Here is a 20,397-nt window from a genome sequence, read left to right as displayed (position 1 = left end):
ATTAGGTACTACAATAGTAATAATAACTTGATAAACCTAAATAAATTTACTTTCAAAACAATTAGATTTCGATAAAAGGATAACTTATTCACATATATTACAATTATTATATTTTCTTTTTAAAATTTAAAAAAATAAATGGTGATGATTATAGTGTGTTAATATGTGGCATAACTTTTTTAAGCTTTATTTTGAATTGTTTTTTATTGAATGTTGTTGATAGGAAATTAACAGCTTAAAAATTGGTAAATACTTAAATTTTAATAGCTTTCCTTTTTCTATCAACAATTGTTTAAAACTGCTATTGACAATATATTTTTAATAAGTATTGTAATTAACAAATCTGAAAAGTATAGATTGTGGTGCTGATAACTTAACCAAAAATTTACATTAACTATTTTGGATGTTATCTAAAGGTTACCAATTTGAAAAAATCCCCTCAAATCCAAATCATTTTTATAAAAAATCATTACTAGATATTAACAAGTCATCAAAAGGCTAGTTAACAGGATTTGGTTTCGTAACTTTGTGGGATATAATGATAATTGATTTTAACACACCCCTTACTCTCCTCTTTTTAGAGGGGACACTCAAAACCTCGAAATTATGACTATATCTATTGGGAACGACCACGCAGGTACGGATTATAAATTTGCTATTAAGGATTATTTAGAAAGTAAAGGTCATACCGTTAATAATTATGGAACAGATGTACACGACAGTGTGGATTATCCGGATTTTGTACATCCTGTAGCCAAAACTATTGTAGATAAGTCAGCTGATTTTGGTATTTTGATTTGTGGTAGCGCGAATGGCGTAGCAATGACGGCCAATAAATACCAGGACATTAGAGCTGGATTGTGTTGGACAAAAGAGATAGTTAGCCTTATCCGTCAACATAACAATGCCAATGTATTGTGTATTCCTGCGCGTTTTACAGCTATTCCTCAGGCGATTCAAATGGTTGACACGTTTTTGAATACCGATTTTGAAGGTGGAAGGCACCAAAACCGCATTGATAAAATTCCCTTGTCCTGTTAAATCATGGGACACGCTCATGGGCATAATCACTCACATCACCATCATGGCGATCTAAAGGGTCGCAATCTTCTTATATCCATTCTATTAAATATTGCCATTACTGTGGCACAGGTGATTGGTGGCCTGCTTTCCGGAAGTTTATCTCTGTTGAGCGATGCCTTGCATAATTTTAGTGATGTACTATCGCTGATTATTAGTTATGTAGCCAACCGGTTGACCAAAAAGAAAGCCTCAGCACAAAGGACATTCGGGTATAAGCGAGCTGAAATTTTAGCAGCCTTTATCAATGCTTCAACTTTAATGATTGTTGCTATTTTATTGATTGTAGAAGCTATTGAGCGTTTTCAAAATCCGCAGGAAATAGAGTCTAGTCTAGTCATTTGGTTATCTATAGTTGCTATTTTAGGAAATGGCTTTAGCGTACTGTTGTTGAAAAAAGACGCTAATGCTAACATGAATATGAAAAGTGCCTATCTGCATTTACTGACGGATATGATGGCCAGTGTGGCCGTATTGGTTGGAGGTATTTTAATGTTATTTTATCAGATATATTGGGTAGATAGTTTATTGACCTTGGCCATAGCTTTGTATTTAGTTTGGATGGGATTTGATTTGTTGAAGAATTCAACCAAAGTGTTGATGCTGTTTACGCCAGATGACATCCCTGTTCAGAAAATTGTTGACGAATTGAATGCTTTTGAATCCATAAAAAATGTGCATCATGTACATGTTTGGCAGTTAAACGAAGAGGAAATTCACTTGGAGGCCCATATTGATTTTCATGAAAATATTACCTTGTCCAAATTCGATGAAATTTTACATGAAATAGAAACTCATGTGTTCAAAAAGTACGATATCAACCATGTTAACATTCAACCAGAATATGGTAAGGATGATGCCAAGGAAGTGATTGTACAGGATTAACAAAACGAAACTATGTTAAGTATAAAAGTAAAAGCCTTTTCAGAATTAACTGTAGAGGAATTGTACGCGATCTTGCGTTTAAGAAGTGAAGTTTTTGTGGTTGAACAGGATTGTGTATATCAAGATATCGATGGAAAAGATCAAAATGCCATCCATATTTTAGGTTTTAAAGCTGATGAATTAGTGGGCTATGCCAGGGCTTTTAAGCCAGGAGATTATTTTGAAGAAGCCAGTATAGGAAGGGTAGTGGTATCCAAAAAGGAAAGAGCTTTTAAATATGGTTATGATATAATGTACGCAGCAGTTAAAGCGGTAGAGCATAATTTTAAGGAAAAGACTATTAGGTTATCAGCACAGTGTTATTTAAAAGGGTTTTACAATAAAGTAGGTTTTGAAGCTGTGGGAGAAGTTTATCTCGAGGATGGGATACCACACGTGGCCATGATCAAGGAATAGGCTATTAGCGCTTTAAGGCGAAATACCCTCGAACCGCTCCACCGCTGTTTAAGACAATTTCGTACCAATAAGTATCCGATGGCAGTAATTGCCCATTGAATATGCCATCCCATTTTGAACTGGGCAATAAAAACTTCAACAGTTTCCCATTTCTGTTGTAAATTGAAATATGGTTAATCTCATTGAAGGTATCTACTATTCCCCAAAAATCATGTTCACCATCATTGTTGGGAGTGAAATATTTTGGAATGAAGTAATTTGGGCTTCCTGGAGATGAAATAATTACATTGAATCGGGATTCATTGCTGTAGCAACCGTTGGTATTGAAGATATAAATGGTCTGTGAGACAGTAATAATTTCACCAGAAAAAAGGGGTTGTCCTGTACCATTGGATCCGGTAAAATAGGAACCGTCATTAAGTGTAGGTAAGATAAACTGGTTCCCAAAAAAATCATTTAGTATGTCAACATCAGGGGTGATATCTGCCACTTCATCGCACTCCTCTTGATTGGTAACAAAATTGGTAATTGGCTCAATATTTGTCCAATTTAAAGCACTATAGCGAGGGTCGTCCACAAATACACAAAATAGGTCTGGGTTCTCCCGAGCATCAAAAAAAGTCACATTGGTGTTTGCCCTGTTTTTAATATTAAGGTTGCAAAGTGAATTGTTAGCTACATCAATATGGTTTAATGAACCGTTTCGATTCAATTCGAGTGTGGTTAAAGTGTTGTCGTTGCAAATTAATTCCACCAAATTTGGGTTTCGGGATACGTCCAAATCATACAACATGTTATTTCCACAACTCAAAATACCAAGGTCTCCATTATTGAAAAGATCAAGTGAGGATATCATATTTCCCATACAATATAATTGCTGTAAAGCGGGATTTTGAGAAAGGTCTAAAGTACTGATGAAGTTGTATTCGCAATTCAGCACGTTCAACGCTGGGTTATTGGTCACATCCACTTCGGTAAGCCTATTATTGCTACAATGAAACACCTTTAAATTAGAATTTAGGGATACGTCAAAACTCGAAATCTGATTACCAACGCATAAAAATGTATTCAGTGATAAATTGTTTGATACATCAATCTCCGTCAACAAATTATTACTGCAAACCAGAGACAACAATCCTGTATTGTTGGACACATCCAAAACGGGAATCCGATTAAAATTACACCAGATAATGCTTAAGCCAATGTTATTCGAAATATCCAAACTTGTAATTCTATTGAAAGCACAAAACAGTTGTTTCAAATTGGTGTTTTGAGAAATATCAAGAGCTGATAATCGGTTTTCTGAGCAATCTAGAACTTCTAAGGAAGAGAAGTCTTCTATTCCGGTTAAATCATTGATATTCAATTGAGAAACATCCAAATCAATTATAGTATTGATGTTGGCGGTAGGCACGAGGTTGTCCAAAGGTCCAGTATCATAGCCTTTGTCAATCAGAGCTTGTTCAAAAATAGCATCGGGCACAAAGGTATTTTGTGGCTTAGCGTAACCATAGACCAATAATAGGACGACTAAATGCAGGTACTTTGAGGACACAACGGAAAAATTGAGTTTAAAGGTAAATATTTGTTAACGCTTTACCGCAAAACGCCTATATATTGCATCAATTTTGGCTGAAATTTTATAATTGGAAGTTTGAAAGCACTATTGACTTTCATTATTACCAACGTAAGTAATCAGGATTTCTACACGCCTATCATATTTTGGATCGCCGCCCAGAGGAAATTTTCGCCTTAAGCCCAAGTAGCGCATACGTTTTTTATCCACGCCTTTTTTAGCGAAATAGTCATATACATATTTTGCTCTGGCCACGGAAAGATTACGTTTTTTGGTTTTCTTATCAATGGCGTCCCTAGTATATTTGGTACAACATACATGTCCTTGAATGGTGAAATAAATATCATCCCGCTCAACCAAAGCTTGTGCTATATTCTGCAATATTTTTTTTGAAGGTGGCGTTACGGTGCTATAACCCGTTTTGAACAAAATATTTTCGAAAATAATCTTATCCCCAACCTCTAAATGGCCTTTAATTTTCTGTGGAACTGTTTTCTTTTTTACCTCGGCTACCACTTCTTTTACCTCTGGTTCCGGAAGTTTTTCGGTGACGATGATTTCAACTTTTCGGTTAAGTCCTCTGATTTTTAAAACGTCCTTTTCATCTACTATTTTCAGAAGAATTTCACCTTTTCCATCTACGTTGGTAATCAACGATTCACTTATTTCATTGTTAGAAAAGATAGTCTTTATGGCATCTGCACGCTGTTGCGACAACTTCATATTGTAGGTGTCGGCACCAACATCATCACAAAACCCATAAATAGCAATAGACTCAATTTCGATATCCTGAAGTTTTGAAATGAAAAGTAAAAGCCTGTTTTCCTCAGTTTTTGGCACCACATATTCGTCCGTGTTGAAATACACGTCATGGGTATATTCGGTTTGGGAGAATCCGAGATACGCCTGAAAGCATACTAATATGGCTATTAATAGTCTATGCATGTTTGGGAGCAATAAATAATGTTTAAAGATAGTATTTTTTGAAAATCTACCTTAAATAATCCATGTACGTCATGGTATTTCCGAGGATTTGCGTGCTTTTCTTAATATATTCGTCATGGGTTTTATAATAATCGTACAACCCTTCGCGATACGTATAACGTTTTACGATGTCTTCAGTAAGCATCTTCAGAATAAAATCTTTATGCGCATCGATAGCTTTATTTTTGGAGGCTTTTAGACCTGAAATAAGGGCGTTATAGTCGGATTCTATATCATCGTTTAAATTTTCCTTTACAGAGGTGTCATAAGCTTTAAACAATGCTTTTTCGGTATCCGTAGTGAAGGAAAAGTTGTTTTTCTCCAAATAGGTTTTAAAATCATTGAAATCAATATCCGTCAATTGAAAATTCACTATGTCCTGATCAGGATGTTTGTAATAATAATCCGTGGCAAAATCGAAAATCAAATTACTTTGGATGATGGCTTTAGTGATGGTAGAATTCTTCGTTTTTCCAAAAGTAACGTCAGGAAAAATACCGCCTCCATCAAATACTTTTCTGCCATTTTTGGTTTTGAATTCGTTGTAGTTTTCCTGTTTCACACGCACCGCTTCACCTTTGTCGTTACGGTTCCAATAGTCCAAGGATTGAATGCAGCGACCTGAAGGTGTGTAATATCTAGAAATGGTGATTTTTACTTGGGTACCATAGGTTAATCGTTTTGGGCGTTGTACCAAGCCTTTACCAAAACTGCGTGAGCCTAAGATAACGGCACGGTCCAAATCCTGTAAAGTGCCCGAAACAATTTCACTGGCAGAGGCACTGGAACCATCAATCAGCACTACCAAAGGAATTTCTGTATCTATAGGTTCTTTTTGGGTGAAATATTGACGATTGTATTTTTTCACTTTTGATTTTGTGGTAACCACCAATTGCCCTTTCGGAACAAACAGGTTCACTACATTAACTGCTTCGTTCAATAAACCGCCGGGATTACCCCTTAAGTCGAGAATAATTCGCGTTGCCCCCTGGGCTTTAAGATCCCGAAGTGCATACTTGGTTTCAGCGGATGCTTTGCTGTTAAACTTGCTTAAGACAATGTAACCCGTATGCTCGTTTACCATAGAGAAATGAGGCACAGCCTTAATATCCACTTCGGCACGTTGAATCGTTGCCGTTTTGGTGTCGTTGTTGCGTTTGAAGGTCACATTTACCGATGACCCTGATGGTCCTTTCAGCAGATTTCCTGCATCATCTTTATAGTCTGAAACCATAACCTCGCCCACTTTTATGATTTCATCCCCAGCCTTTAAATCAGCTTTGTCCGCAGGGTAATCTTTATAAGGCTCAATAATCACCAACTTGTCTTTTTTGGTCATTACCTTGGCGCCAATGCCCGTATAATCGCCGGTATTATTAATTCTGGCCGCTTCTACATCCTGTTCGTTCATAAAACGAGTGTAGGGGTCCAAATCGTCCAACATGCTTTTGATGGCAGTATCCATTAAATCCCCAGGGTTGGTTTCGTCCACATAATTCATGTTCAGTTCCTTGAACAACGTGGTGAAGATTTCAATCTGCTTCGCGATTTCAAAAAAATCGTTTTTAAAGGCAGTGGTGCTTAAAAACACGGCGCATAGTGCTATTGGAATTAGTATTTTGGTTTTTAATAAACGTTTCATAGAACTTATTTAAGATTTGGAATGTTGGTTTAAAAATTTTCCGAACAGCTTTTTCATGCTGGCGTCTACTTGGGCAAAGCTTGGTTTGTCTTTGCCAATGTACAAAATCATAAACGCATGTTGTGTTTTTAAATTGTTAAAAAGATCAGGTTTATTCAATCGGTAAGCCTCTCTTAACAAGCGTTTTATACGATTTCTGTCCACTGCTGTTTTAAAATTGCGCTTGCTCACCGAAACCCCGGTTTTTACCAAAATAGCTTCCTCAAAAGTAGTGTCTAGATACACCAAACGTAACGGAAATGCGGAAACCGATTGCCCTTCGGAAAAGAGTTGGTCAATCAAAACTTTACTTTTAAGTTTTTCTTTTTTGGAATAGGTGAATTTCAACAGGCCTTATTTTGGGGCTAAAGGTAACAATTTTGGAGGGTTGGTTTTTTTCGTTACCGTTGTTGACGGCAATTGTTTATAAATTGAAATATCATTTACAATTCATTATTCTGTAAGCAGAAATTGCCACGATACGCCATATTTGTCCTCACACCATCCGAATTTTTTTCCAAAACCATAATCCCCTTCCCCTCTGTAATTGTCAAGGGGGATCATTATCTTACCATAGTTGGAAGAAAGTTTTTCGAATAAGGTTTGGATCATTTCATCTGAATTATCAGATATAAAAATTGAAACTGCGGGCGTAAACGACCAAGCATGATTATAATTGCTTTCGGCTACCATATAATCAGTTCCATTTAACGAAAATAAACCATATTTAACCAATTCGGGCGTGCCTCCTTCCTCTCCTTCGGAGTATTTGACTATCCTTTTAATTTCTGAATTTGGAAATATGGAAGTATAAAACTTGATGGCTTCCTGGGCTTTTCCGCATTGGTCACCTACGAAAGTTAAAAATGTTGTTGTAGTCATAATTATTTATTCATTTAACAATTGTAGTGTTTCTTATAATCTCTGTCAAGCTTGTCCTACGATTAGTTTTAGCAGTCGACTTGAATCATTAAGGGATGCATACAAAGAATTACTTTACCTAGTGGCATGCTGAAACGAAGTTAAGGGAAATTTTGGCAAAGACAAGTCATTTTCGGTGTCGGTAAAATTCCCTAACTTTAAAACACACACTAATACCCATGACAAAAATCATAGAATCCATTAGGTTTTAAGGGTATTTTTGGATTTGGTAAAGACTTAAAATGTTGGAATATGGGAGATTTAAACGTTTCGAAACTGCACAGGAAAAAAGACAGGGCCAATTATGTGCATCACTTGCTCAATGATATTGAGGCTCTGGAAAGGCTATTGGAAAAGGGCTGGATTGAGTCTGAGCCCATCCGAATAGGCGCGGAACAGGAGTTTTGTTTGGTAAAGCATAATTTTTCCCCTAGCAGCAATGCGTTGGATATTTTGCATGACATTGACGACCCACATTTTGCTACCGAAATAGGTGACTATAACCTAGAAGCCAACCTGGACCCTTTGGAACTTAAGGGCTCCTGTTTTTCCGAAATGCACCGTCAATTAAAATCCCTTCTGAAAAAAGCGGAGGAAGCGGCTGCCAAAAAGGACACTAAAATTGTATTGGCGGGTATATTGCCCTCTATAGGATTGGACAATGTAGGGGAAAAGCAAATGACACCCCTTCAACGCTATACCATTTTGAATGAAGTTATAAAAGCATCCCGAAAACAAGATTTTAACATTCACATTCAGGGTGTGGACGAGTTGAATTTGCTGTTCGATTCCGTGATGTTGGAAGGTTGTAACACCAGTTTTCAGGTGCATTTGCAGGTAGCTCCGGATAATTTTATTGACGCGTACAATTGGGCGCAGGCCATTGCCGGCCCTGTTTTGAGCACCTGCTCCAATTCCCCTTTGCTTTTTGGCAAGGAACTATGGAGCGAAACGCGTATTGCGCTGTTTACCCAGAGTATCGATACTCGGGCCAATTCCTATCAGTTGAATGAAAATCAATCGCGCGTAAGCTTTGGGCGTGGTTGGTACACGGGTTCGGTTACCGATATTTTTAAGGACAATATTTCACGGTTCAGAAGTTTTTTAACTTCGGATTTTATTCACGATAGCGTCAGTTTGATTGAAGAAGGCAAAGTACCACGGCTACTTGCACTCCAATTGCACAATGGCACGGTGTATCCGTGGAACCGCGCCTGCTATGGTGTGGGTAACGGGAAGCCCCACTTGCGCATTGAAAACAGGTATATTCCCTCCGGACCAACTGTCGTTGACGAAATGGCGAATATGGTGTTTTGGGTAGGTGTGATGATGGGCAAACACAAGAAGTATAATAACATACATGAAACTTGGGATTTCAAAGATGTAAAAACCAATTTCTTCAATGCGGCCCGTTACGGCATGGCCGCCCAAATATATTGGGATGGAAAATACGTGTCCTGCAAGGATTTGATTTTGGACGAGCTTCTTCCCATGGCCTATAAAGGATTATACAGGTTTGGTGTCGATCCGAAGGATGCCGAGTATTATCTGGCAGTGATTGAAAATAGGGTGAAAGGACTAAACGGCTCGGAATGGACGGTAAGAAGCTACAGGCACCTGTTAAAAAGCCATAGGCGCTTTGAGGCCATGCAGATTTTAACTTCAAAATTATACGAAAAACAAATAAAGGATTATCCAGTTTCAACTTGGCGTATTTTACAGGAAACCAGTGAACTTCCTGAGCCGGAAAATAGGGTTGTAAAACACATTATGAGTACGGATGTGTATTCGGTGGACAAAAACGATAGCGTTGAATTGGTTTTGAATATTATGCAATGGAAAAACATTCATCACCTACCTGTGATTAACCATGCCAAGGAACTGCTTGGGGTGCTATCCTGGACAGACGTTAAGGATTATTTGGACGACAAGGAAAAAAAGCAACAGTCCGTGGAATCCATTATGGAGAAGGATATCGTTGTCATTAGCGAAAGAGACAGCATTGAAAAGGCAAAAGGCATGATGGCCCGGCACAATATCCACCTTTTGCCGGTCACCAAAAATGGCAAGCTCATCGGATTGATCACCTCAAATGATTTTTGATTTTGAAGACCAACATCGATAACATAATGCCTCAAACACAAACTATGACGAGGGTTCTCTTCAAGATTGAAAAAAGCACCGATGCGCCAACCATTGTGTTTTTTGCCGGGATACATGGGAATGAAAAGGCTGGGGTTGTTGCGCTTAATCATGTTTATAAATCTTTGGACAAGAGCCAAATAAGAGGTAATGTATACGGTGTCTTAGGGAATATCAAGGCTCTGGAAAAAGAGCAACGCTTTATTGACACCGACATGAATAGGCTTTGGACAAAGCACCGCATTGAGGCCATTTTTTCAAAGGAACACCCGAACACGGAGGAGATCCAATTAATTACGCTATATAACCTTCTACAGAACATATTAAAATCGAATACTGGCCCTTTATATTTTATCGACCTACACACCACATCCAGTAAAACATTGCCTTTTATTACCATTAATGATGCTATGATTAATAGGGCCTTTTCTAAACAGTTTCCCGTGCCTATCGTTTTGGGCATCGAGGAGTATTTGGAAGGCGCTTTATTGAGCTATATCAATACTTTAGGCTATGTTTCTATCGGTTTTGAATCCGGACAGCATACGGACGTCGCTTCCGTGGAGAACAATATTGCTTTCATCAATCTAGTATTAGTGAACACAAGGATTTTGGAAAAGGAAAAGATAGATTTTGATGTGCATTTTCAAACATTGGTAAAAGCTTCCGAAGGCGCTAGGCGTTTTTTTGAAATCGTCCATTTGCTTAGAATTCAACCTAATGATGAGTTCAAAATGAAAGAAGGCTTTAAAAGCTTCCAAAGCATAGCCAAAGGGACGCCATTGGCTTTGCTTAATGGCACTGAGATTCAGTCTGGCCATGATGGGCATATCTTTATGCCCTTATATCAAAAGAGGGGGGGCGAGGGCTTTTTTATTATTAAACCTATCCCTCAATTCTTTTTAAAACTCTCCCGGATTTTAAGACGTTTTAAAGTGGACGGCTTGCTTATTGCACTGCCGGGCATATATTGGCATGACAAATACGCCGGGGTGCTAAAGTCAAATTTAAGAGTAACCCGATTTTTGGCTAAACCTATTTTTCACCTGTTGGGGTATCGCAATAGGCGCGTTACGGAAGACTTTGTATACCTCTACAACCGGGAGCGTATTGCTAAATTAAGTTTATATAAAAATACGCGATGGGCCAGATCAGAGCGTTTGTAACTAAGGCTTAAATCGAAAAAAGCACTGAATAAATTCAAGGCTGACAATCATAGTTGTAAAATTCAACTATATCATATACTTCCCATTTTTTAAACTCTTTATTTTTAATTTTTTCCATAAGTATTGGACAATCCTTTAAAGCCTCGATATGCTTCTTTTTAAGCATATTTACTACTTTGTAAAGCATATCCTCAATTTTCAAATAGTAAATCTCATAAGGGTTTATCATGATTGAGACACTGTTTGGAGGGCTATCAGCTATTAAATGGCTTGGGCTTTTTGGGGTATCGGCGTATAGGGATACTTTTCCGTCAATAAGCAGCTTATACAGCTTTGGCGTGGCGCCAGGCTTCTTTTTTATATACCTATATTGCCAACCTTTTACATCATAGCCTTGGATTTGTTCACGGTTATAATCCACAGGCTCTGTCTCTTTTGAGCGTTTGAATTTTATACCTTCAAATGTTTTTACCCTGATTAAGCCTGTCGAGGTGGAGTCACCTTTAAAATAAACAGTGCCTTCATGGTACTGAGCATGGACTAATGCAAAGGAAAAGACAGTCAGGAAAGTGAAAATTATTGTTTTCATTTCTGGTTTTTGGAAGGCTACAATTGCTTTATTGCATTTTCAATCCGCTTTTTACTCTCACCCTTCCCAATCATAAACATAATATCAAATACATCGGGCCCTTGTAAAGCTCCAACTAAAGCCAAGCGTAAAGGCATCATTACTTTTCCGAAACCGATTTCGTTTGCCGTAATCCAACCTTTGATTTTAGTTTGAATGATTTCAACAGTGAAATCCTCAATATCTTCTATAATGGACACAACTTGCTCTAAAATGGCTTTTGTACCGTCTTTAAAGGCCTTTTTTGAAGCTTTTTCGTCATAAGACGTCGGAGCAACGAAGAAGAAATGGCTTAGGTTCCAGAAATCTGAAATAAACGTAGCACGTTCTTTAATTAGGGCGACGACCATTTCCATGTAGTTTACATCTACGTCATTATGAGGAGTTTGCGACGAAGTAATCTCACCCAAGGAAGCAGATTGCTTCGCTTCACTCGCAATGACGTCTAGCTTGTGGTCAACAATGGGTTTCAAAGCTTTTGCCAATTCAGCATTATCCTGCTCCTGCATATAATGGTGGTTAAACCATTTGGTTTTATCAGGGTCAAAACGGGCTCCAGACTTATTCACACGCTCCAAGTTGAAGGCATCAATCAATTCGGCTAAACTGAAAATTTCCTGTTCTGTACCCGGATTCCAACCTAAAAAAGCCAAGAAATTTACCATAGCTTCGGGGAAGTAGCCATCTTCCTTATACCCTCTGGAAACATCTCCAGTTTTAGGGTCTGTCCATTCCAATGGAAACACTGGGAATCCCATTTTATCACCATCACGTTTGCTTAATTTTCCTTTTCCGGTAGGCTTTAAAATCAATGGTAAATGCGCAAATTCAGGTGCTTCCCAACCAAAGGCCTCGTATAATTGATAATGCAAAGCCAATGATGGCAACCATTCCTCGCCACGAATCACATGGGTGATTTCCATTAAATGGTCGTCCACAATATTGGCCAAATGATATGTGGGCATCCCGTCACTTTTAAACAATACTTTATCGTCTAAAATATTGGTGTCAATTTGAATATCCCCACGAATGATATCCTTCAAATTTAAGGTTTCATCTTGTGGCGATTTAAAACGAATGACGTAATCTTCACCTGAATCCAATTTGGCTTTTACTTCTTCTTCAGAAAGCGATAAGGAGTTTTTCAGTTTCAGTCGGTTGTGCCAGTTATATATAAAAGTTTTGCCCTTTGCTTCGTGGTCCTTTCTATGAGAATCCAATTCTTCAGCGGTATCAAAAGCATAATAGGCGTTACCTGAAGCAATCAATTTATCCGCATATTGTTTGTATAACGCTTTGCGTTCACTTTGTCGGTAAGGGCCATAATTTCCTGGGTTTACAGGACTTTCATCAGCAGGCATCCCACACCAATTCAAAGCATCGATAATATATTGCTCTGCACCTTCTACATAGCGATTTTGGTCAGTATCTTCAATTCTAAGAATAAAAGCGCCTCCATGTTTTTTAGCGAATAGATAATTAAACAGTGCGGTACGAACACCGCCAATATGCAAAGGCCCTGTTGGACTTGGTGCAAAGCGCACACGAACATTTTTGGTCATAAAATATGAGTAAAAAGGGTTCAGTTGATGCCTGCAAAGATAAAACGATATTTAGGATTTGGAATGTTAATACCTAATCATTTTATAAAGCCTTAAAATAACGCGAGTGCGATGTGATATAATTTGACAATCAACTACTTAGGGGTATTTTATATTACAAGTATGTCATTCCGAACGAGGAACGAGGAGGAATCTCATAATAATGAGATATCTCGTCGCTCATCCTTCGCTCTGTCGATATGACAAAGCGCGGTTTTTCATTATTTTAATAATTTATTTGTTGATATTTAAATCGAACCCATGTTAAAACACATCAGAACTTATGATACAACCCTAAAGTTAAAGCTGGACTTTTGGCTACATTATTTCCCGAAAATGCTCCGCCAAAACCGGCATTGATACCAAACGCATCAGTGATTTCTCCTATGATTTTCAAACCGTAAGTGGTGTATTCCTGATTATTGACATAAAGCGCTGTCAATTGATTGCTAATCGGCAAGTTGATACTTCCATTTCTAAAGGATTCAACAATGTCCAAAAAAGCAATAAGTAAAATCTTTTCCCAAGGTTTTGTGCCTATTTCACCACCAATTTTGAAATTACTACTGTAACCGTTGGTTCTTAGGTTTACGCCTGTAAACCCTTGAATATAGAAGGTATCAAAACTTCGGCTTGCATTTAGGGTTGGCGCAAACGTCCAGGCATCATAACCAGTTCTAATTCCTGAAGTATTATCAAAAGAGCTTGTATTGGCTTCAACATTCAGTTGTCCGGCAATCACCCATTTCTTGTTATAAAATTGTTGTTTCAGGCCTATTTCAACATTACCCAATTTTGATGAAGAATTCGCACTAGTGACACCACTTGAATTTCCAGCCAACCCATCAGTTTTGATAAACTTTATAGGTAAATTAAGGATGATGGTAGTTTTATCGGTCAACCCATATTCAGCATAAAACTGAAGTGTATTATCTAGAATTTCACGTTCGGTGAGGTACTCTGGATTACCAAAAATTTCGCTGTAGCTGGGAATGGTAGTAAAAGCAATTTGGGTATAGGCTTCACCCTTTTTTTGTGTCCACCCACTTTGGGCATTTATAATTTGGGCCGAAATCAAAAATAGAAAGGCTAAATAAGTCCTCATAAGCACTAATTTTTGGTCTTTAGTAGTTTTGTTTTTTAGAACCTTGCAACGGGTTTAACAAAGATTAGGATTTTATTTTTTGTAAAAGCACTACTTTTATAACGTCTATCATGGATAATTTTGAACACATAAAGCAAAAATTAGAGCGATTTATACGGCGTTATCATACGAATGAATTGCTGAAAGGAGGCATTTTGTTTTTCGCCATTGGTCTGCTATATTTTCTATTTACTTTGTTGATTGAACACTTTTTGTGGTTGGATACAACGGCCAGAACAGTGCTGTTTTGGCTATTTATTGCTGTGGAATTGGGTTTATTGGTAAAGTTTGTTGCTATTCCTTTGGCGAAATTGTTTAAGCTGAAAAAAGGCATTGATTATGAAAAGTCTGCGAAAATTATCGGCAAGCATTTCCCCGAGGTGGATGATAAATTGTTGAATGTCATTCAACTTAAAAATAGTAGCCAGCAGTCTGAATTGCTTTTGGCCAGTATTGAGCAAAAGTCGGTGGAATTAACCCCGATTCCCTTTAAATTGGCCGTAAACTTTAAGCAAAACCTGTCTTATTTAAAATATGCGGTCATCCCGATTGTAATTTTGTTGTTGGTTTATGCAACTGGCAATTTCAATTGGTTCAGTGACAGCTACAAGCGCGTGGTGCATTACAAAACCGCCTATGAGCCGCCAGCACCTTTTCAGTTTTTTGTAGTGAATGAAAACCTAAAAGCAATCGAAGGGAAAGACTTTAAATTAGAGGTAAAAACTGCCGGGGAGTTGGTGCCTGAAAATGCCCAAATTACCTTTAATGATGAAACCTATTTTTTGCAACAGTCGGGTGTGGGGGAGTTTGAGTATATTTTTTCCCAACCCCATCAAGACATTGAATTTACGCTGTCTGCAAATGATGTAAACTCCAAACCCTATCAAATTGAGATTATTGAAGTGCCATCACTCCTGAGTTTTGAAATGGTTTTGGATTACCCTAGCCACACAAAAAAGAGGGACGAAACCCAAAAGAGTACGGGTAATGCCATTGTCCCCGAGGGCACAAATATTACATGGCAATTGCAAACAAAATCTACGGATGAGGTGTTTTTATATGCGAAGGATACTGTTGGGTTTGAATCAGATAAGGTTGGTGTTTTTGAGGCTTCAAAGCGAGTCTTCAACAACTACGATTACACCCTGAGCACGAGCAATAAAAACCTTAAGGATTATGAGAATCTGACTTTTTCCATTGATGTGGTTAAAGATGAATACCCCGAATTGAACGTGCAAATGAAGGTGGACAGTCTCGATTTGCAAACCTTGTATTTTTACGGACAGGTGAGTGATGATTATGGGTTGAGCAAACTACAATTGGTGTATTATCCAACTGATAATGAGGAGTATAAAATGAAAAAGGAAATTTCAATTACCTCAAGCAATGTGCAGGATTTTATATCTGCCTTTCCGGATAATTTAGAAATCGAAGCCGGAATACCGTATCAGCTTTATTTCCAAGTATTTGATAATGACCGCGTAAACCGTTTCAAAAGTAAAAAAAGCCCTGTTTTCAATTATCGTAAGCGAACCTTGGAAGAGGAAGAAGAAAAGCAACTGGAACAACAGGGGGAAACCATCAAGGATTTAAACCAGTCGCTTAAGAAATTTAAGGAGCAGGAAAAGCGTTTGGATGAGCTCACAAAGATGGGGCGGGAAAAGAAGAATTTGAATTTTAACGACAAAAAGAAGTTGGCTTCATTTTTTCAACGTCAGAAACAGCAGGACGAAATGATGAAAAACTTCAACAAAAAACTAAAAGAGAATCTTGATGAATTTCAAAAGGAAAATCAGAAGGAAGATGCTTTTAAGGAAGATTTGAAAAAGCGCTTAGAGGAGAATGAGGAGCAATTAAAGAAAGATGAAAAGCTTTTGGATGAGTTGAAAAAGCTTCAGGAAAAAATCAGTAATGAAGAGTTGATTAAAAAGTTGGAGGAAGTCGCCAAACAGAATAAAAATAAAAAACGAAGCCTGGAGCAATTACTTGAATTGACCAAACGGTTTTATGTTGAAAAGAAATTGGAGAAGTTGACGGAGGATTTAAAACAGTTAGCTGAAGAACAAGAGAAGCTATCCAAAGCTTCTGAAGAGGAAAATACGAAGGACAAACAGGATGAGCTTAACGAAGAATTTAAGAAATTCCAAGAAGCGCTGGAAGAGTTAAAAAAAGACAGCCAAGCTTTAAAAAAGCCGATTGATATTCCCCAGGACAAATTGGATGAAAAGGAAGTAAAGGATGCCCAGGAAAATGCTTCCGAAGAATTGAAACAAAAAGAGGAGCAGGAGCAACAGCAGGGAGGAGAGCAAAATGAATCTCAGCAAAAGCAGAAGGAAAATCTAAAAAATGCTCAAAAGAATCAGAAGAAAGCGGCCCAAAAGATGAAGGAGTTGAGCAGTAAAATGCAGGGGTCGATGCAATCCATGGGTGGGGACCAAATGCAGGAGGACATGGAAATGTTGCGACAGATTTTGGATAATTTGGTGCTGTATTCCTTTGATTCGGAGGCCTTGATGGACCAGTTTAAATCTATCGATGTTAACCATAGCAAGTACGCCACCTATCTTAAAAAGCAAAATAATCTAGGGGAACATTTTGAACATATTGACGACAGTTTGTTTGCCTTGTCACTGCGTCAACCAAAACTGTCGGAACAGGTGAATAAGGAGATTTCCGAAGTGTATTTTAATATTGAAAAGGCTTTGGAGTTACTTGCCGAAAATCAATTATACCAAGGTGTGTCGAAACAACAGTTTGCGATAACGGCCACCAATAATTTGGCGGATTTATTGAGCAATATTTTGGACAACATGCAAGAAAGCATGAGTATGTCTGCCGGGAAAGGTGGCGATGGGGATATGCAGTTACCGGACATTATTATGAGTCAGGAAGAATTGAATAAGATGATGGAGCAAGGGATGAATAAGGGGCAACAGGGACAAAAGAAACCTGGAGAAGGTCAGCAGGAAGGTGAAGGCCAGAAAGAGGGCGAAAAAGGAGAAAAGGGAAATAAAGGAAAAGAGGGTGACAAGGAAGGCAAGAACGGACAGAATGGCCAACAAACCGGAGGAGAAGGTGAAGGCGACAATTTTGATATGGAAGGCTTATTGTATGAAATTTATCAAAAGCAACAACAGTTGCGTCAGGCTCTGGATAAACGTTTGGAGAAAGAGGGTAAAGGAGGTATTGGAGATAGGCTATCAAGGCAAATGGAGGATATTGAATTGGACTTGTTAAACAAGGGCTTTACCAATCAAACGCTTCGGAAAATGATGAATTTAAAGCATCAATTGTTGAAGTTGGAAAATGCTACCCACCAACAGGGCGAGGATAACAAACGAGAATCTGAAACAAACAAAAAACAATTCGAAAACGCTTCGGGAACCCAAATACCCAAGGCAAAACAATATTTTCAAACTACAGAAATTTTAAACCGGCAGGCCTTACCTTTGCAACAAGTTTATAAGAAGAAAGTACAGGAGTATTTTAAACCATCCAATGATTAATTTTAATTACGAAACGGATTTCAAACTGCCAAATGAAAGCGAAGTTGCGAAATGGATTTTGGGCGTGATTGCTTCCGAGGGATTCAAAATTGAAGAGGTTAATTATGTATTCTGTGACGATGATTATTTACACAAATTGAATGTTGAATTCCTAAATCACGATACGTTAACAGACATTATTAGTTTTGATTATTCCATAGGAAAAATAATACAAGGCGATATTTTTGTTTCTCTTGAAAGAGTAGAAGATAATGCTAAGGATTTCAACACGAAGTTTGATGATGAATTGCATCGCGTAATCATTCATGGTATATTACATTATTGTGGCTATAAGGACAAGACAAAGGAAGATGCGAGACTCATGCGGGAAAAGGAAAACCACTACATCAACAAATTGACTGAGCACTAATTCTGAGAGCATAAATCTTAGGTTGTCCCATTGGACATTGTCTTTCCCGCGAAGGCGGGAATCTAAAACACAGATTTTTGATTTTTCAAAAGGTTAGTGTTTTCAAGATTTCAACGTATATTTGCACACTTAAAAAATTGATGTTCCACGTGGAACATCAATTTAAACATTGTCATTCTGAACTTGTTTCAGAATCTATTAACAATTGGAGATGCTGAACTAAATTCAGCATGACAAGCTGAGGTAAAAAGATTTGTTATGTTTAACGAAGTTTATGATGTTATCGTTGTAGGGGCTGGCCATGCTGGAAGTGAGGCCGCGGCCGCGGCCGCCAATATGGGGAGTAAAACCTTATTGGTGACCATGAATCTACAAAACATTGCTCAGATGTCTTGCAATCCTGCTATGGGGGGTATTGCCAAGGGTCAAATCGTGAGGGAGATTGATGCGCTGGGTGGTTATAGTGGCATTGTTTCCGACACATCGGCCATTCAGTTTAAAATGCTGAACAAGTCAAAAGGGCCTGCTATGTGGAGCCCGAGGGTGCAGAGTGACAGAATGCGATTTGCGGAGGACTGGAGGTTGCTTTTGGAGCAAACACCTAATCTTGATTTTTATCAGGAAATGGTGTCTGGTTTGCTAATTGAAAAAGACAGGGTTGTAGGTGTAAAAACGTCGCTAGGCATTGAGATAAAGTCCAAAACAGTGGTGTTGACTAACGGCACATTTTTGAATGGATTGATTCATATAGGCGACAAGAATTTCGGTGGAGGTAGAGCGGGCGAAAAAGCGGCTACAGGGATTACGGAACAGTTGGTTGATTTAGGTTTCGATTCCGGTAGAATGAAAACTGGAACTCCTCCAAGGGTTGACGGAAGGTCTTTGGATTATTCCAAAATGGTTGAACAACCTGGGGATGAAAATCCTGAAAAGTTTTCTTATTTGGACATTACTAAACCATTAGAAAAACAGCGTTCTTGCCATATGACCTATACAAGCCAAGAGGTACATAATTTGCTTCGCGAAGGGTTTGATAGGTCGCCAATGTTTAATGGTAGAATTAAAAGTTTGGGCCCGCGCTATTGTCCGTCTATTGAGGATAAAATTAATCGATTTGCTGATAAGGATAGGCATCAATTGTTTATTGAACCGGAAGGTTGGAATACTGTTGAAGTTTACGTAAATGGGTTCTCCACATCTTTGCCGGAGGATGTTCAATTTAAGGCATTGCGGTCTGTGGTAGGTTTTGAAAACGTTAAGTTTTTTAGACCGGGATACGCCATTGAATATGATTATTTTCCGCCAACGCAATTAAAGCATACTTTGGAGACAAAGCTGGTTGAAGGCTTGTATTTTGCAGGGCAAATTAATGGAACTACCGGTTATGAGGAGGCGGCTTCTCAAGGATTAATGGCAGGGATAAACGCTAGTTTAAAAGTTGAAGAAAAGGAAGCGTTTACTCTAAAGAGGGATGAAGCCTATATCGGTGTTTTGGTTGATGATTTGATTACAAAAGGTACTGAAGAGCCGTATCGCATGTTTACATCTCGAGCGGAATACAGAACACTTTTGAGGCAGGATAATGCAGATTTAAGATTGACACCGAAGGGTTTTGAACTAGGTTTGGCTTCTGAAAGTCGTTTGAAACGCATGGAGGAAAAGCACGACGCGGCGGAGAAATTCGTGGAGTTTTTTCAAGCGCAAAGTGTAAAGCCTGAAGAAATAAATCCAATTCTAGAAAGTAAAAATTCGGCACCTGTTAAGCAGTCCGGAAAACTATTTAAGATATTTGCTAGGCCGAATATTGAGATGGAAGATGTTAGAAATGTTGAGAGTGTCGAGGCTTATATTAAGGATAATAATTTGGATAGGGAAGTGATTGAGCAGACCGAAATCCAAGTAAAATATTCGGGATATATAGCCAAAGAAAAGAACAATGCCGACAAGTTAAATCGATTGGAGTATGTTAAAATCCCAGAGAATTTTGATTACTCCCAAATCAAATCCATGAGTTTTGAGGCAAGAGAGAAATTAAAAAAAATACAACCAGCCACAGTATCTCAGGCCTCAAGAATTAGTGGCGTGTCGCCAAATGATATTTCTGTTTTGTTGGTTTATATGGGGCGTTAAATCCCTGGGTTTATTCTAAGCGTAGTCTAAGTGAAAGCAGGAATCTCTTTTAGAATTTAATAAAACGTTCCACGTGGAACATTTGGTG

Annotated in this window: 16 protein-coding genes; 8 read left to right on the top strand and 8 right to left on the bottom strand. The window is 38.2% G+C overall.

What is annotated here, in order from left to right:
* Window positions 1–606 precede the first annotated feature (606 nt).
* Genes rpiB through ACFSR8_RS06250 form a run of 3 tightly spaced genes read left to right on the top strand, consistent with a single transcriptional unit; the run spans window position 607 to window position 2,421 of the window.
* Window positions 607–1,041: a ribose 5-phosphate isomerase B gene (gene rpiB, locus ACFSR8_RS06260; protein WP_186563880.1), complete on the top strand. Its 435-nt coding sequence runs from the start codon at window positions 607–609 to the stop codon at window positions 1,039–1,041.
* A gap of 3 nt (window positions 1,042–1,044) precedes the next feature.
* Window positions 1,045–1,965 (top strand): cation diffusion facilitator family transporter, encoded by a 921-nt coding sequence (locus ACFSR8_RS06255; RefSeq protein ID WP_380290151.1) that lies wholly within the window; start codon window positions 1,045–1,047, stop codon window positions 1,963–1,965.
* A gap of 12 nt (window positions 1,966–1,977) precedes the next feature.
* Window positions 1,978–2,421: a GNAT family N-acetyltransferase gene (locus ACFSR8_RS06250; RefSeq protein WP_380290149.1), complete on the top strand. Its 444-nt coding sequence runs from the start codon at window positions 1,978–1,980 to the stop codon at window positions 2,419–2,421.
* A gap of 4 nt (window positions 2,422–2,425) precedes the next feature.
* Here the strand turns inward: ACFSR8_RS06250 and ACFSR8_RS06245 are convergent, their stop codons facing one another.
* The 5 genes from ACFSR8_RS06245 to ACFSR8_RS06225 all read right to left on the bottom strand — a co-directional run bounded on the left by ACFSR8_RS06245 (window position 2,426) and on the right by ACFSR8_RS06225 (window position 7,544).
* The gene (locus ACFSR8_RS06245) at window positions 2,426–3,976 is read right to left on the bottom strand and encodes a T9SS type B sorting domain-containing protein (RefSeq protein ID WP_380290147.1); all 1,551 of its coding nucleotides are present in this window, start codon (window positions 3,974–3,976) and stop codon (window positions 2,426–2,428) included.
* A gap of 108 nt (window positions 3,977–4,084) precedes the next feature.
* The gene (locus ACFSR8_RS06240) at window positions 4,085–4,942 is read right to left on the bottom strand and encodes an OmpA family protein (RefSeq protein WP_380290145.1); all 858 of its coding nucleotides are present in this window, start codon (window positions 4,940–4,942) and stop codon (window positions 4,085–4,087) included.
* Between the two features lie 46 nt (window positions 4,943–4,988).
* A complete protein-coding gene (locus ACFSR8_RS06235; RefSeq protein ID WP_380290143.1) occupies window positions 4,989–6,623 on the bottom strand; it encodes a S41 family peptidase in 1,635 nt (544 codons plus the stop codon).
* 9 nt (window positions 6,624–6,632) lie between these two features.
* Complete coding sequence (gene rnpA, locus ACFSR8_RS06230) at window positions 6,633–7,010, bottom strand: ribonuclease P protein component (protein ID WP_380290141.1); 378 nt, start codon at window positions 7,008–7,010, stop codon at window positions 6,633–6,635.
* A 105-nt stretch (window positions 7,011–7,115) separates the two neighbouring features.
* Window positions 7,116–7,544, bottom strand: coding sequence for a VOC family protein (locus ACFSR8_RS06225; RefSeq protein ID WP_380290139.1), 429 nt, complete (start codon window positions 7,542–7,544; stop codon window positions 7,116–7,118).
* A 291-nt stretch (window positions 7,545–7,835) separates the two neighbouring features.
* Between ACFSR8_RS06225 and ACFSR8_RS06220 the strand changes: the two genes are divergently transcribed.
* Entirely contained in the window at window positions 7,836–9,686 is a 1,851-nt protein-coding gene (locus tag ACFSR8_RS06220) for a CBS domain-containing protein (RefSeq protein WP_380290137.1), read from the top strand.
* A gap of 44 nt (window positions 9,687–9,730) precedes the next feature.
* Window positions 9,731–10,891, top strand: a complete 1,161-nt coding sequence (locus ACFSR8_RS06215; protein ID WP_380290135.1) for a succinylglutamate desuccinylase/aspartoacylase family protein — start codon at window positions 9,731–9,733, stop codon at window positions 10,889–10,891.
* Between the two features lie 34 nt (window positions 10,892–10,925).
* Here the strand turns inward: ACFSR8_RS06215 and ACFSR8_RS06210 are convergent, their stop codons facing one another.
* From ACFSR8_RS06210 to ACFSR8_RS06200, 3 genes are all read right to left on the bottom strand, one after another.
* Window positions 10,926–11,480, bottom strand: a complete 555-nt coding sequence (locus ACFSR8_RS06210) for a hypothetical protein (RefSeq protein WP_380290133.1) — start codon at window positions 11,478–11,480, stop codon at window positions 10,926–10,928.
* A 17-nt stretch (window positions 11,481–11,497) separates the two neighbouring features.
* Complete coding sequence (gene gltX, locus ACFSR8_RS06205; protein WP_380290131.1) at window positions 11,498–13,081, bottom strand: glutamate--tRNA ligase; 1,584 nt, start codon at window positions 13,079–13,081, stop codon at window positions 11,498–11,500.
* A gap of 313 nt (window positions 13,082–13,394) precedes the next feature.
* Window positions 13,395–14,225, bottom strand: a complete 831-nt coding sequence (locus ACFSR8_RS06200) for a hypothetical protein (RefSeq protein WP_380290129.1) — start codon at window positions 14,223–14,225, stop codon at window positions 13,395–13,397.
* Between the two features lie 110 nt (window positions 14,226–14,335).
* Between ACFSR8_RS06200 and ACFSR8_RS06195 the strand changes: the two genes are divergently transcribed.
* From ACFSR8_RS06195 to mnmG, 3 genes are all read left to right on the top strand, one after another.
* Window positions 14,336–17,770, top strand: a complete 3,435-nt coding sequence (locus tag ACFSR8_RS06195; protein ID WP_380290127.1) for a hypothetical protein — start codon at window positions 14,336–14,338, stop codon at window positions 17,768–17,770.
* Window positions 17,763–18,179, top strand: coding sequence for an rRNA maturation RNase YbeY (gene ybeY, locus ACFSR8_RS06190; protein WP_380290125.1), 417 nt, complete (start codon window positions 17,763–17,765; stop codon window positions 18,177–18,179). Before ACFSR8_RS06195 ends, ybeY begins: the two co-directional genes overlap by 8 nt.
* A gap of 258 nt (window positions 18,180–18,437) precedes the next feature.
* A complete protein-coding gene (gene mnmG / locus ACFSR8_RS06185) occupies window positions 18,438–20,309 on the top strand; it encodes a tRNA uridine-5-carboxymethylaminomethyl(34) synthesis enzyme MnmG (RefSeq protein WP_380290123.1) in 1,872 nt (623 codons plus the stop codon).
* Window positions 20,310–20,397: the final 88 nt, after the last annotated feature.

The organism is Hyunsoonleella rubra, from assembly GCF_042684665.1.
GTDB classification, from domain to species: domain Bacteria; phylum Bacteroidota; class Bacteroidia; order Flavobacteriales; family Flavobacteriaceae; genus Jejuia; species Jejuia rubra.
The sequence above is the reverse complement of the archived record's forward strand: the minus strand, read 5'-3'. Positions and strand labels throughout refer to the sequence as shown.

Bases quoted from the DNA above. Each gene is read 5' to 3' on its own strand.
- rpiB (WP_186563880.1), top strand. From the start codon at position 607: ATGACTATATCTATTGGGAACGACCACGCAGGTACGGATTATAAATTT.
- ACFSR8_RS06255 (WP_380290151.1), top strand. From the start codon at position 1,045: ATGGGACACGCTCATGGGCATAATCACTCACATCACCATCATGGCGAT.
- ACFSR8_RS06250 (WP_380290149.1), top strand. From the start codon at position 1,978: ATGTTAAGTATAAAAGTAAAAGCCTTTTCAGAATTAACTGTAGAGGAA.
- ACFSR8_RS06240 (WP_380290145.1), bottom strand. From the start codon at position 4,942: ATGCATAGACTATTAATAGCCATATTAGTATGCTTTCAGGCGTATCTC.
- ACFSR8_RS06235 (WP_380290143.1), bottom strand. From the start codon at position 6,623: ATGAAACGTTTATTAAAAACCAAAATACTAATTCCAATAGCACTATGC.
- ACFSR8_RS06225 (WP_380290139.1), bottom strand. From the start codon at position 7,544: ATGACTACAACAACATTTTTAACTTTCGTAGGTGACCAATGCGGAAAA.
- ACFSR8_RS06220 (WP_380290137.1), top strand. From the start codon at position 7,836: ATGGGAGATTTAAACGTTTCGAAACTGCACAGGAAAAAAGACAGGGCC.
- ACFSR8_RS06215 (WP_380290135.1), top strand. From the start codon at position 9,731: ATGACGAGGGTTCTCTTCAAGATTGAAAAAAGCACCGATGCGCCAACC.
- ACFSR8_RS06210 (WP_380290133.1), bottom strand. From the start codon at position 11,480: ATGAAAACAATAATTTTCACTTTCCTGACTGTCTTTTCCTTTGCATTA.
- gltX (WP_380290131.1), bottom strand. From the start codon at position 13,081: ATGACCAAAAATGTTCGTGTGCGCTTTGCACCAAGTCCAACAGGGCCT.
- ACFSR8_RS06200 (WP_380290129.1), bottom strand. From the start codon at position 14,225: ATGAGGACTTATTTAGCCTTTCTATTTTTGATTTCGGCCCAAATTATA.
- ACFSR8_RS06195 (WP_380290127.1), top strand. From the start codon at position 14,336: ATGGATAATTTTGAACACATAAAGCAAAAATTAGAGCGATTTATACGG.
- ybeY (WP_380290125.1), top strand. From the start codon at position 17,763: ATGATTAATTTTAATTACGAAACGGATTTCAAACTGCCAAATGAAAGC.
- mnmG (WP_380290123.1), top strand. From the start codon at position 18,438: ATGTTTAACGAAGTTTATGATGTTATCGTTGTAGGGGCTGGCCATGCT.